This is a genomic window from Actinoplanes sp. ATCC 53533 (assembly GCF_003947245.1).
Window position 1 is genome coordinate 22,303 of sequence record NZ_QHHV01000151.1, and the last position, 12,184, is coordinate 34,486.

11 protein-coding genes are annotated in these 12,184 nt (G+C 71.9%); 7 read left to right on the forward strand and 4 right to left on the reverse strand.

Annotation, left to right across the window (positions count from 1 at the left end; genetic code table 11):
* Position 1 precedes the first annotated feature (1 nt).
* A complete protein-coding gene (locus tag DMB66_RS61690) occupies positions 2 to 4,036 on the reverse strand; it encodes a hypothetical protein (RefSeq protein ID WP_158647530.1) in 4,035 nt (1,344 codons plus the stop codon).
* Between the two features lie 147 nt (positions 4,037 to 4,183).
* Here DMB66_RS61690 and DMB66_RS40525 point away from each other — a divergent pair, with 147 nt between their 5' ends.
* The 5 genes from DMB66_RS40525 to DMB66_RS40545 are packed head-to-tail and all read left to right on the forward strand — an operon-like array spanning position 4,184 to position 8,340.
* Positions 4,184 to 5,098, forward strand: a complete 915-nt coding sequence (locus DMB66_RS40525) for an ABC transporter ATP-binding protein (protein WP_125809433.1) — start codon at positions 4,184 to 4,186, stop codon at positions 5,096 to 5,098.
* A complete protein-coding gene (locus tag DMB66_RS40530) occupies positions 5,091 to 5,954 on the forward strand; it encodes an ABC transporter permease (RefSeq protein ID WP_125809434.1) in 864 nt (287 codons plus the stop codon). The genes DMB66_RS40525 and DMB66_RS40530 overlap by 8 nt, the downstream gene beginning before the upstream one ends.
* Positions 5,951 to 6,862 carry an ABC transporter ATP-binding protein gene (locus DMB66_RS40535; protein WP_199752910.1) on the forward strand — a complete coding sequence of 304 codons (912 nt, stop codon included), beginning with the start codon at positions 5,951 to 5,953 and terminating at the stop codon, positions 6,860 to 6,862. The genes DMB66_RS40530 and DMB66_RS40535 overlap by 4 nt, the downstream gene beginning before the upstream one ends.
* A 1-nt stretch (position 6,863) precedes the next feature.
* Complete coding sequence (locus DMB66_RS40540; protein ID WP_125809435.1) at positions 6,864 to 7,574, forward strand: ABC transporter permease; 711 nt, start codon at positions 6,864 to 6,866, stop codon at positions 7,572 to 7,574.
* A gap of 22 nt (positions 7,575 to 7,596) precedes the next feature.
* The gene (locus tag DMB66_RS40545) at positions 7,597 to 8,340 is read left to right on the forward strand and encodes a trans-aconitate 2-methyltransferase (protein ID WP_125809436.1); all 744 of its coding nucleotides are present in this window, start codon (positions 7,597 to 7,599) and stop codon (positions 8,338 to 8,340) included.
* Between the two features lie 6 nt (positions 8,341 to 8,346).
* Here DMB66_RS40545 and DMB66_RS40550 read toward each other — a convergent pair whose 3' ends face one another.
* A complete protein-coding gene (locus tag DMB66_RS40550; protein ID WP_233625194.1) occupies positions 8,347 to 9,288 on the reverse strand; it encodes an endonuclease/exonuclease/phosphatase family protein in 942 nt (313 codons plus the stop codon).
* A 184-nt stretch (positions 9,289 to 9,472) separates the two neighbouring features.
* On the opposite strand from DMB66_RS40550, the gene DMB66_RS40555 reads away from it, so the two are divergent.
* The gene (locus DMB66_RS40555) at positions 9,473 to 10,084 is read left to right on the forward strand and encodes a TetR/AcrR family transcriptional regulator (RefSeq protein WP_233625195.1); all 612 of its coding nucleotides are present in this window, start codon (positions 9,473 to 9,475) and stop codon (positions 10,082 to 10,084) included.
* Here the strand turns inward: DMB66_RS40555 and DMB66_RS40560 are convergent.
* A complete protein-coding gene (locus tag DMB66_RS40560; RefSeq protein ID WP_125809438.1) occupies positions 10,055 to 10,717 on the reverse strand; it encodes a maleylpyruvate isomerase family mycothiol-dependent enzyme in 663 nt (220 codons plus the stop codon). The two genes, DMB66_RS40555 and DMB66_RS40560, sit on opposite strands and share 30 nt — an antisense overlap.
* A gap of 284 nt (positions 10,718 to 11,001) precedes the next feature.
* Complete coding sequence (locus DMB66_RS40565) at positions 11,002 to 11,379, reverse strand: MerR family transcriptional regulator (RefSeq protein ID WP_125809471.1); 378 nt, start codon at positions 11,377 to 11,379, stop codon at positions 11,002 to 11,004.
* 100 nt (positions 11,380 to 11,479) lie between these two features.
* Between DMB66_RS40565 and DMB66_RS40570 the strand changes: the two genes are divergently transcribed.
* Positions 11,480 to 12,172 (forward strand): SDR family oxidoreductase, encoded by a 693-nt coding sequence (locus DMB66_RS40570; RefSeq protein ID WP_125809439.1) that lies wholly within the window; start codon positions 11,480 to 11,482, stop codon positions 12,170 to 12,172.
* Positions 12,173 to 12,184 lie beyond the last annotated feature (12 nt).

Sequence of the window (12,184 nt, forward strand, 5' to 3'; positions counted from 1 at the left end):
GTCAGCGGCGGACGGTGACCGCCCGGCCGGCGGCCTTGCCGTCCGCGTGGCCGGCCCGCTTGGCGATCACCGTGACAGTGAGCTTCTTGTCGCGCATCGAGGCGGTCAGCTTCAGCGACGACTTGGTGGCGCCCTTGATCAGCTTGCCGTTGAGCCGCCATTCGTAGCGGTACGAGCCCGCCTTCGGCGACCAGGAGCCGGCCGAGACCCGCACCGTGCGGCCGACCTTGGCCGTGCCGGTGATCGCCGGCCGCTTGGTCGCCTTCGGGGCCTTGCCCTTGGCGACGGCGGCCGTCGCGGGCGCGGCGGCCACCCCGGCCGGATATCCCGAACGGACCGCGGTGACGGTCACCGTCAGCCGCTTGCCGAGCACGGCGGCGGCGATCGGGTACGACGAACCGGTCGCGCCCTTGATCGCGGTCCCGTTCGCCCTCCACTGATAGCGGTACGACGTCGCGGCCGGCGTCCACCCGCCGGCGGACGCCTTGACGGTGCCGCCGACCGCGACCGTGCCACTGATCGCCGGCGCCTTGGTGGCCCGCAGCGGCGGCAGGGTGATGGTGAAGGCGGCGGCCCGCACGACGGGCTCGCCGTCGGTGCCGAACGAGTCGACGCTCAGGTCCGCCGGGCCGGTGGGCGCGTCGGTCAGGTCGACCTCGGCCGTCAGCGTCCGGCGGTCCGCCGACACGGTCTTGACCGTGGCGGTCACCGCCGGTCGACCCGACGGCGTGACCAGGACCGTGTCCCTCAGGTGCAGGGAAGTGCCGGAGACGGTGATGGTCCGCTTGGCCCCGTGGGCGACCGATGCCGGCGCTGCCGCCGTCACGGCGAACAGCGCGCCGCCACACAGTGCCGAGGTGTTCCTGCAGGTCGCCTCCAGCCGGTACGGGTGAGCCGCCACCCGATTGCCGTTGGTCAGCAGGTACACGGTCTGCTCGACGCGATCCCGGCCGTGCCAGCAGTGGAATCCGCCCTCGCCGATGGCGCAGGGCTGCATGCCGGTGGTGCCGGTGACCGCGTACATGCCCGCGTCCCAGTAATAGCCGTCGTCCGGATCCTGCGGGTTGCTGACGTCGATCGTCAGATCGTCGTAGTACGTGGCCGGTGCCACCACGCACAGCGCGGGCTTCGCGCTGCTCAGCGTGCCCGTGTACGGACCGAAGCCGTAGGCCGCCGACGGGACCTTGGCGCACTCCGCGGGCGGCTTGCCGTTGGCCCACACCTTCCAGACATCGAGCTGGTACGGCGTGCTGCCGGCCGCCAGGCTCCACACCAGCACCTGGTACTTGGTCTTGCCGGTGACCGAGCAGGCGCTGACATAACCGGCACAGGTGGTGGTCTCACCGGCCGGGTCCAGCACGATCGTCCGCGACAGGTTGTCCTGGTCGCGGGTGTCGATCAGCAGCCGGTCGGCCGCCGCGGCTGACACCTGGTAACAGCGCAGATCCGCCCGCGACGCGACCGTGCCGGTCCGCGAGGGCGCACCGACCACCGTGGACGTGATCGTCGTGCAGCCCGCCGCCGTGCCGGTGACGTCCCGGCGCGAGAGCTGGAACGTCCCGGTGGCCGCGCTGCCCTCCACCAGAATCGTGGCCGCGCCCGGTTCCAGCCGGCAGACCGTGAAGTTCGCATCCGACGGCTGCGTGTAACAGCGCCGGCTGCCGGTCGGGCCGAACACGGACAGCCGGGCCCTGCCGGTGCCCGCGGTGCGCCGGAACGACAGCGCCTCGGCGGCCGTGTGCTGCCCCGCCGGCAGGGTGAAGCAGCCGGCGTACCGGTCGCCGCCGAGCGACAGGGCCGTCAACGCGCCACCACCCGGCAGCGTCCTGCAGGCCGGGCCGCCGGTGGTCCGGGCGAACTGCAGCGTGTACGGCCCGGTGACCGTGGGAGTGTCCTCGTCGAGGTGCAGCACGACCCGGAAGGGTGCTGTCCCGTCCGGCACACAGGAGGAATCGCGGAGCTGGTAGAGCTCGCATTCGTAGCTGCCGGTGGCGTCGTAGACCGCCATCTCGGGATAGCCCGCACCGGTGGCGTCCTGCGGCCTGAGCAGCGCCAGACCGGCGCCCTTCGGGGTGGGCAGGAGCAGGCAGTCGTACTGGCCGGCGGAGCGGAACGCACCCTTGACCGGCGCGGCGGTGGGCTGGTCGGACGCGGTCACACAGCCGTTGCCGGCACCCGTGGCGGGCAGCAGCACGGTGGCGTAGGTGCCGCCGCCGTCGACCACCAGCGAGTAAGACCCCGCTGCCGGGAAGGTGCACGTGCCCATGCCGCACAGGCGCCGCCCGGACGGGTCGTAGACCTTCCCGTACCCGTGGTAGTTCTCGTCGTCGACCAGCGCGACGCGGTACTGGCCCGGCACCGTGACCGTCAGCGTCCGGCACGGGTTCGCCGTGGCCGGACCGGCCGGGGCCGCGCCGTAGCGGCCGGCCGTGACCGTGGTGCAGCCCTGCGGGTCGTTGAGCCGGCGCGCCTCGATCAGGTACGACCGGTTGTCGGGGTCGGTGCTCCAGGAGGGCTCGGAGATGATCCGGTACGGGCCCGCACCGGGCAGCACGCAGCCGTCGCCGTCCTGTTCGCCACCCGTGTCGCAGATCCGCCTGCCCGAGCCGTCGGTGATCCAGCCACCGGCGCGCAGGTCGATCCGGTCGCCGGGCCGCGCGTCGAGCGGGTGGCAGTCGACCTGCAGCGGCGCGGTCACCGGCACCCGCGTCGCGGGCGTGTCCCACGCCGTGCCCACCGCCGGGCCGCAGCCCGTCATCGTGGTGAGCGGGAAGATCGCGACGGTGAAGGTCTGCGGCCCGGCCCAGGCGTCCCGGTGCTCACCGAACAGTGTGTACGTGCCGGCGGCGGGCAACAGGCAGCGTTCGTCGGGCTCGCTCCACTTCGTGCACTGCGTCGCGCCGGTGTGGTCGGTCACCCGCCAGCTCAGGTACTGATCGTTGGTGAAGGCGAGCAGGTGCAGCCCCGCCGCGGCGGCGGTGAAGGTCTGGCAGGTGAGGTCGGTGCCGTCGATGGTCGCCGATCCGGTGCGGTCACCCGGGTCGCCGAACGTCGCCGGCCGCACGTCGTCGCAGCCGACCGGGTCGGAGAGCCGGGTCACGGCCAGGTGGTAGGTCGTCGCCGCGCCGTAGTGCTCGGTGAGGAAGAAGCGGTACGGCCCGGCGCCGGTCAGCGTGCACTCCGCGGCGCCCTGCAGGTAGCAGATCTCCTCGCCGGCGGCGTTCTCCAACTGCCCGCGCACGTCGCCGCCGTCGCCGGACACCGTGACCCGCACCAGCGCGCCCTCGGCCTGGGAGAAGCGGAAGCACCGGCCGGCGGAACCGGCGACCAGCGTGCCCTCCCTGGCGACGGCGGGGAACCCGAAAGAGTCGTCCGTCAGCGTGGCGCACGACGACGGATGCGACTTCGAGTCGATGCCGAGCACATAGCCGTTGCTGCCGGAGTCGTAGGAGAGGGACACCGTGATCGTGTACGTCCCCGCGACCGGCAGGACGCAGTCGGAGGGGTACGACCCCACGTGGCAGACATTCTCGCCGTCCGGTCCGGCCAGCATGCCGCCCACGCTGTCGCCGCCCTCGATCCGCTGGCGCAGCACGACTATCACGCGCTCGTTGTCCGCCGCGCTGGTCAGCGCGTAGACGTGCCTCTGCTTGTCCTTGATCTCGGCGCAGTCCACCACCGCGCCGAACGCGATCGTGCCCCCGCAGGGCTCGGCCGCGGCGGCCTCGGCCCGCGCGGCGGACCGGCTCGGCTTCGGCGTGGCCGCCTTCCCCGGTGCGTCGCCCGTGCTGGGCGGCGTGGGAGGGGTCGCCGTCGGCGTCGGCGTGGGCGTCGGCTCGGGTGCCGGCTCACTGGCTGACGGGGTCGGCGAGACCGACGGTGCCGGGTCGGCGGTGGCGGATGCCGAGCCGGACGGTACGGGCGCCTCGGCCGCGGCCGCCACCGACTGCGGGGCCACCAGGAGGGCCGCTGCGGTGGCGATGCTGGCGAGTGCCTGGACGAGCCGATGTGTGCCTTTTCGCGCGCGCTTCGCCATGCGCCGTACCCCCGTGTTGCTTCAAGATCCGATGAAAATCCAGCGGCATCTTTGCACGGGCCCGGCTCGCCGTCTGCCCCGTATTCAGGGGTGACTCGGGGGTTTACCTGATCCGCTCCGGTGACAACGCTTTCTACGCTGTCGACTGTGAGCCTTATCGTTACCCAAGGGTTGACCAAGACGTACGGCACGCAGGTGACCGCCCTGCATGACCTGACCGTCGCTGTCGAGCCCGGGATCATCGGACTGGTCGGCGCCAACGGCGCCGGCAAGTCGACCTTCATCAAGATCCTGCTGGGTCTGATCGCGCCGACCGCGGGGCAGGTGCGGGTCTTCGACATCGATCCCACTGTCGACCCCGACCGGGTGCGAGCCAAGGTCGGCTATATGCCGGAGCACGACGCCCTGCCCCCGGACGTCTCCGCCGCCGAGTTCGTCACCCACCTGGGCCGGATCAGCGGGCTGCCGCGCACCGCCGCCCGCGAGCGAGCCTCCGAGGCGCTGCGCCACGTGGGGCTCTACGAGGAGCGTTACCGGCAGATCGGCGGCTATTCGACCGGCATGAAGCAGCGGGTCAAGCTGGCCCAGGCGCTGGTGCACGACCCCGATCTGCTGCTGCTCGACGAGCCGACCAACGGCCTCGACCCGGCCGGGCGCGACGCCATGCTGGCGCTCATCCACCGGATCGGCGGCGAGTTCGGCATCTCCGTCGTGGTCTGCTCGCACCTGCTCGGCGAGGTCGAGCGGATCTGCGACTCGCTGGTCGCCATCGAGGGCGGCCGGCTGCTGCGCGCCGACCGGATCTCGGCGATGACCGAGGCCAGTGAGGTGCTCGCGATCGAGGTCAGCGAGGGTATGGACGAGCTCGCCGCGGCGCTGGAGGCGCTGGAGCTGCCGGTGACCCGCGACGGCCGGCTGCTGCTCGTGCCGCTGACCCGGGAGGCCACCTACGACCACGTCCTGCAGGCCGTGGCCGATCTCGACCTGCCGTTGCACCGCCTGGACGAGCGCCGCCACCGCGTGGCCGAGCTCTTCGCCACGAGGGAGACCGCCGATGCCTGAGCCGAGCGTCATCCACGACATCGGATATCAGCGCTACACCGGGCCGCGGCTGGGTCGCGCCGCCGTGTTCGGCGCGCTCTACGTGCACGGCATCCGCGCGGCCTACGGCCTCGGCCGGTCGGCCAAGGCCAAGATCTTCCCCTGGCTGGTCTTCGGGATCGTCGCCCTGGTCGCGGTGATTCTCGCGGCGGTACGCGCACAGACCGGCCTGCTGCCGCTGAACTACATCCAGTTCTCCGACGCGATGAGCTGGCTGATCATCTTCTTCGTCGCGATCGTGGCTCCGGAACTCGTCTCCCGCGACATGAAGGCCGGGGTGCTGCCGCTCTACTTCAGCCGCCCGCTGCGGTCGGCCGACTACCTCGGTGCGAAGGTCGCCGCGCTGGTGACGGCGGTGTGGGTGCTGCTGGCCGGGCCGCAGCTGATCCTGTTCCTCGGCGGTGCCTTCACCACCAAGACCGGCATGTCCGGGGTCTGGAACGAGCTCGGCGACCTGCTGCCGGCGTGGGCGTACAGCCTGCTCTGGGCCCTGGTCTTCACCGGGATCGGGCTGCTGGTCGCCTCGCTGACCGGCAAGCGCGCGTTCGCGGCCGGCGGCATCGTCGCCGTCTTCCTGATGACCACCCCGGTCGTCGGCGTGCTGTCCATCCTGCCGTCGGAGACCGCGCAGGACCTGGCCGGCCTGGCCAGCCCGATGACCCTGGTCAGCGGCGTCGGACAGTGGCTGATCGGCGGCGCCAACACGGGAATGATCATCGGAGAGTTCGGCCCGGTGTACGCCATCGAGGCGGCCACCCTGATCGCCACCTGCCTGCTGCTGCTACTGGCCCGCTACCGGAAGGTGGCCTCGCTGTGACCACGGTCGAGCTCGAGAACGTGTCCCGCTGGTACGGCAACGTGGTGGCGGTCAACGACATCAGCATGACGCTGGAGCCGGGCGTCACCGGCCTGCTCGGCCCGAACGGCGCCGGCAAGACCACCGTGCTGCACATGATGGCGGGCTTCCTCTCGCCCTCGCGCGGCACGGTGACCATCGACGGCGGGTCGACCTGGCGCAACCCGGCGATCTACCGCCGGCTCGGCCTGGTCGCCGAGCGCGAGGCGGTGCACGGCTTCCTGACCGCCCGCGAGTTCGTGCGGGCCAGCGCCAGGATGCACAAGCTGCCCGACCCGAAGGCCGCCGCCGATCGGGCGCTGGGCCTGGTCGAGATGACCGACGCCGCGGATCGCCGGATCGAGACGTACTCCAAGGGCATGCGTCAGCGCACCCGGGTCGCGGCGGCGCTGGTGCACGACCCGCAGGTGCTGCTGCTGGACGAGCCGTTCAACGGCATGGACCCGCGGCAGCGGATGCACATGATGGGCTTGCTGCACGACCTGGGGGACCGGGGCCACACGATCCTGTTCAGCTCGCACATCCTGGAGGAGGTGGAGCAGGTCTCGGGCACGGTCCAGGTGATCGTGGCCGGCCGGCTGGCCGCCTCGGGCGACTACCGCAAGATCCGCCGGCTGATGACCAACCGCCCGCACGTCTTCGCCCTGCAGTCGTCCGACGACCGGCGGCTGGCGGTGGCGCTGATCGCCGAAAAGTCGGTCAGCGGCGTGGAGATCGACCACGCCGGGCTGACCGTGCGCGCCTCCGACTACGGCAGCTTCACCCGCGCGCTGCCGCGCATCGCCATCGGTGAGGGCATCCGGCTGCGCAAGCTGCTGCCCTCCGACGAATCCCTGGAGAGTGTCTTCTCCTACCTGCTGGAGGCCTGACGTGTCGACCGTTGCGTGGATCACCGCCCGCGGGCTGTTCGGCAGGCGCCGGGTGCTCCTGCTGCTGCCCCTGCCGTTGCTGCTGGTGGGCCTGGCGCTGCTGTGCCGGTCGTACGACGTGGACCCGGCGGAGTGGGGCGCCCCGGTGCTGGTCGGCCTCGGGCTGGCCGTGATGCTGCCGGTGATCAGCCTGATCGTGGGCACCGGCGTGCTGGGCTCCGAAGTGGACGACGGCACGATCGTGCACATCCTGACCAAGCCGCTGCCGCGCCGCGACATCATCGTGGCGAAGCTGGGCGTGGCGATCGGGGTGAGCGCGGTGACCTCGGCGGTGCCGCTGTTCGTGGCGGGCGTGCTGGCGGATTCGGCCCGCCTCGGCCTCGGCCTGGCGCTGGCGGCGGTGGTCGGCGCCTGCGCGTACTCGGCGTTCTTCCTGCTGCTGAGCCTGATCACCAGGCGGCCGGTGCTGTTCGGCCTGCTCTACATCCTGGTCTGGGAGGGCCTGCTGGGCCGCTTCGTCAGCGGCACCCGGGTGCTGTCGATCGAGCAGTACGTGATCACGATCGCGGACAAGATCGCCCCGACCGGCATCCTGGAGGCCCGGGTCTCCCCGACGGTGTCGATCGTGATGGCGGCGATCTTCGTGGTGGGCTGCGCCGTGGCGGCGGTGGATCGCCTGCGCAGCTTCAGCATGGCCGGCGAGACGAGCTGACTCCATCGGCGATGATGGACGGATGCCGGCCGACGCTCCGTACTACCGCCCCGACCTCGCCTACATCCACGATCAGGGCTACGGATTCCACGCCACGGACTGCGCGCCCGGCATCCTGAAGCTGCTGGAGCCGGTGCGCGAGCGGGGCGGCCTGGTCCTGGAGATCGGCTGCGGGTCCGGCCTGCTGACCAGGCTGCTGGTGCGGGCCGGCCACCGGGTCATCGCGACGGATGCGGCCCCGGCGATGCTCGACCTGGCGCGGGCGGCCGTACCGGAGGCGGAGGACATCCGGACGCTGGTCCTGCCGGACGATCCGGTGCCGCCGGTCGACGCGGTCGTCGGCGTCGGGCACGCGCTGAACTACCTGCCGGATCTGGCGGCCGTGCAGCGCGGTCTCGCCGCGCTGGCCGGCGCGCTGCTGCCCGGCGGGGTGCTCGCCCTGGACCTGTGCGACCTGGAATGGGGAGCCGCCCGGGCGGGTGCCGTCGGGCAGGGCCGGGTCGGCGCCGACTGGGCGATCGTCACCCGGTTCAGCCGGCCGGCCCCGGATCGCTTCGAGCGGGACATGACGACCTTCGTGCGGCTCCCGGACGGCACCTACCGCCGCGACGAGGAGCACCACGGCAACGTTCTGGTCGACACCGCGGCGGTGCCGGGCCTGCTGCTCGACCACGGCGTGACGGCCACGATCGGAGACTCGTTCGACGATCCGGAGCATCCGCTGCCCGTCGGCCTGAAAAGCGTGATCGGCCACGCCGCCGGCTGAATCCCCTCAGAGCCGGATGCGGGCGGCGATCGGCAGGTGGTCACTGCCGGTCGCCGGGAGCGCCCAGACCTCGGTGACGGTCACCGACCGCCCCATGATCTGGTCGATCCGCGCGACCGGCGCCCGGGCCGGCCAGCTGAAGGCGAAGGTCGATTCCGCCGTGCTGAGCAGGGCGCTGATCGGCGCCAGCTCCCGGTCGTCCACTGTGTAGTTCAGGTCGCCCAGCAGCAGCACCTTGCCGAGCGGATCGGCGGCGATCGCGGCCCCGAGCCGTGCGGCGCTCTCATTCCGCCGCGCCGAACCGAGCCCACTCACCCCGATCCGCATCGACGGCAGATGGGCGACGTAGACAGCGACGTCGCCGCCGGGCATCCGCGCGACGGCCCGCAATCCCCGGTTCCAGTCGGTGCCGACGTCCCTGGGCCGGATGTCCAGCAGCCGCGCCTCGGACAGCGGATACCGCGACCAGAGCCCGACGGTGCCCTGCACGGTGTGGTGGGCGTATTCGGCGGGCATCGCCGCCGCATAGGCCGCGAGCGCGGCGGGCGTCACCTCCTCCAGCGCGATGAGGCCGGGCCCGACCTTCAGTAACTCCCGCACGGTGGCGGCGGGGTCGGCGTTCTCGTCGCTGACGTTGTGCTGCACGGCGACCAGGTCGTGGGGGGAGCCGGGCGGGGAGCCAAGATGCCCGCCGAAGACGCCGAGCCAGGCGGCAACCGGCAGCAGTGCGGCCAGCGCGGCGACACCCGAACGCCGCCACCAGGCCAGACCGAGCAGCACCGGAACGCTGAGGCCGAGCCACGGGAGAAACGTCTCCACCAGGCTGCCGAGCTGCCCGACCGCGTTCGGCACCGCCCGAGGGAAGACCAGCAAGCCAGCGACCGCCACGGCGAGCACCACAATGGCTGCGCCGCGGATCCGCCAGGGACGTCGGCTCAGGCTTCGCACCACGTGATGCTGACAGGGCGCCGCAACCCCGTCGTCGCCTCGCGCGGCCGTCAGAGCCGCTGACTGCGTCTCCTCTTCGAAGCGCCGCCGGGAGTTAGGTACGGTAGGTGCCCTATTTTGCCTCAAGGTGTAGGTCAAGGCGATGCTTGGGAGGGAACGCGGAGTACCGATCGGGAGGAAAGGCATGCCGGACGAGGAGATGACACCACCCCGGACGGGACAGACGCGGCGCCGCGGCGCGGCGCTGGAGGAGGCGATCCTGCTCGCCGCGGCCGACGAGCTCGCCGAGTGCGGTTACCCCGGGCTGACCATGGACCGGGTCGCCAAGCGGGCCGGCACCAACAAGAACGCGATCTACCGCCGCTGGCCGGACCGGCTCGCTCTCGGCATCGCCGCCTACCGCAAGCTGGCCAGGACGATCCAGCCGCCGGACACCGGCGATCTGCGCGACGACGTGCTGGAGCTGCTGCGCCGGGCCAACCGGCACTGGAGTTCACCGCTCGGTGCCGTCCTGCGCGACCTGCTGACGGCGGCCGGCAGCGCGCAGCAGCTCGTGGCGCAGCTGCCGGAGCAGTCCACCGACGCCATGACCGCGATGTGGCTCACCATCCTGGGCCGCGCCGTCGCGCGCGGGGAAGCCTCCCCCGAATCGCTGCATCCCCGGGTGGCCACCGTGGCGATCGTGCTGCTGCGCAACGAATTCGTCACCCGAGGCGCGCCGACCGCCCCGGACGAGGTCCTCATCGAGATCGTCGACGAGGTCTACCTACCGCTCGTGCGGCGCCGCGCCGGATAGCCGGCCCGCTAGGACGGCGCAGCCCGGGCCGCGCAGGTCGGCGAGGGCGGCCGCTCGTCCGCAGGCCACCATGCCGATGGCCTCGATCGGGCCGGTCAGCGGCGCGCCGGAGCCGCCGCGCCAGTCGGTGTCGGTGGCGACCATTTCGAGCCCGTCGAGCCGGCCCGGCGGCACCAGCGTGCGAACAACGCGGTCCGACGTCAGGTAGTCCAGCAGGATGCGCCAGTGCTCGATCGGCACGTCGATGGGCAGGCCGAGCGGCCGGGCGATATCGCGCAGGTGGACGCAGGTGTCGGTGAACGGCCCCAGCGGGCCGATCCGCGGCGGGCTCACCTGGTCCGGGGCGTGCTCGCGCAGCAGGGCGATCAGCTCGTGCCGAGGCTTCCGGGCGAGATCGCGGGCGAAATGGTCCACGGCCCGGTCGATGTCGCCCCGGTAGCGCAGCGCAGTGAGGACGAACCGCCCGACGCCGACCAGCATCGGCTGGAGAAGGTGCGCGGCCAGGTGGCCGACGTTCCAGCCGGCGCACAGCGTCTCGGTCCGCCACTGGGTGTCGTCGAGGGTCTCGAGCAAGTCGGCGATCACCAGCCGGTTGCTCGTGGCCCGGGCGTAGATCTCGACGTCGGTGATCATGAAGTCTCCCCGGCCCGCCTGCGCACGTCGCGGCTCAGCGACCGCAGGACCTTGGCGGCCGTCGCGATCTCCTCCTGTGTGCAGTCCCGGGCCAGGCCGGCCAGCTGCCGTAACGCTGAGGCCCTTCGGCCGCAGCGAGGCCTCGACCACCCGGGTCGAGCTCAGCAGCAGCGGCCGGACATGCCGGAGGACTTCGTAAACCGCCGGCCCCCGTTCCAACATGACAACCACGATGTCATATTCACTCCCATGATCGGCAGGCGTGGCGAGGGGATCCGAGGGAGTCAGGCGGAGACGCCGAGCTTGTGGGTGCAGGGGTGGGTGGGGTCCCCGGCGATCGCGATCACCGAGTCCAGGCGGTCGCGGGTCGCCAGCAGCCCGGTGATCTGCCGGTCGATGCGGTCGCGTTCGACCCTCAGCAGGGCCAGCGTTTCCGGCGTGGTCACCCCCGTGTGCACGCAGGGCAGCAGCTCCAGGATCGTCCGGCTGGGCAGCCCGGCCGCGTAGAGCTGCTGGATGAGCTCGACCCGCTCCGCCGCCGCCGGCGGGTAGAGCCGCTGGCCGCGGGGTGTGCGCTGCGACTTCAGCAGGCCCTGCTCCTCGTAGTAGCGCAGCGCGCGGACGCTCACGCCCGTCGCGCCGGCCAGTTCGCCGATCCTCATGGTCATCTCCCGGAGTCGATCCCGCCGGGCCGGCCACCCGAAGTGACGTCGGCCACGACCCTTGCCTCTGACGTCAACGTCAGGTTTTAGCGTAGCCGCCATGAAGATTTCTGGATCCGTCGCCCTCGTCACCGGCGCCAACCGCGGCATCGGCCGGCAGTTCGTCCTTGAGTTGCTGGCCCGTGGCGCCGCCAAGGTCTACGCCACCGCGCGCAATCCCGAGCTCGTTGACATCCCCGGCGTCGAGGTGCTGGCGCTGGACATCACCGATCCGGCCTCCGTCGCCGCCGCCGCCGCGCGGGCCGGGGACGTGGATCTGCTGATCAACAACGCCGGCGTCGCCACCTACACCAACCTCGTCACCGGCGACCTCGACAAGATCCGGCTGGAGCTGGACACGCACTTCTGGGGGACGCTGAACGTCATCCGGGCCTTCGCGCCGGCGCTCGGCGACGGCGCCGTCCTCAACGTGCTCTCCGCGCTGTCCTGGATCTCCTACGACGGCGCGAACGCCTACAGCGTGGCCAAGGCCGCTGAGTGGAGCCTCACCAACGGCGTCCGGCTGGAACTGGCGGCCCAGGGCACGCTGGTCACCGGGCTGCTGCTCGGCGCCGCGGACACCGACATGATGGCCGGTTTCGACGTCGAGAAGACCGGCCCCGCCGTGATCGCCCGGCGCGCCCTCGACGGCATCGAGGCCGGCGTCATCGAGGTACTCGCCGACGAGGCCGCCGCCCAGGCCAAAGCCGCCCTGGCCGGCGATCCCAGGCTGACCTACCCCACGGCGGTCTGAGACGAAGCGGCC

Bases quoted from the DNA above. Each gene is read 5' to 3' on its own strand.
- DMB66_RS40560 (WP_125809438.1), bottom strand. From the start codon at position 10,717: ATGATCACCGACGTCGAGATCTACGCCCGGGCCACGAGCAACCGGCTG.
- DMB66_RS40530 (WP_125809434.1), top strand. From the start codon at position 5,091: ATGCCTGAGCCGAGCGTCATCCACGACATCGGATATCAGCGCTACACC.
- DMB66_RS61690 (WP_158647530.1), bottom strand. From the start codon at position 4,036: ATGGCGAAGCGCGCGCGAAAAGGCACACATCGGCTCGTCCAGGCACTC.
- DMB66_RS40545 (WP_125809436.1), top strand. From the start codon at position 7,597: ATGCCGGCCGACGCTCCGTACTACCGCCCCGACCTCGCCTACATCCAC.
- DMB66_RS40555 (WP_233625195.1), top strand. From the start codon at position 9,473: ATGCCGGACGAGGAGATGACACCACCCCGGACGGGACAGACGCGGCGC.
- DMB66_RS40565 (WP_125809471.1), bottom strand. From the start codon at position 11,379: ATGAGGATCGGCGAACTGGCCGGCGCGACGGGCGTGAGCGTCCGCGCG.
- DMB66_RS40570 (WP_125809439.1), top strand. From the start codon at position 11,480: ATGAAGATTTCTGGATCCGTCGCCCTCGTCACCGGCGCCAACCGCGGC.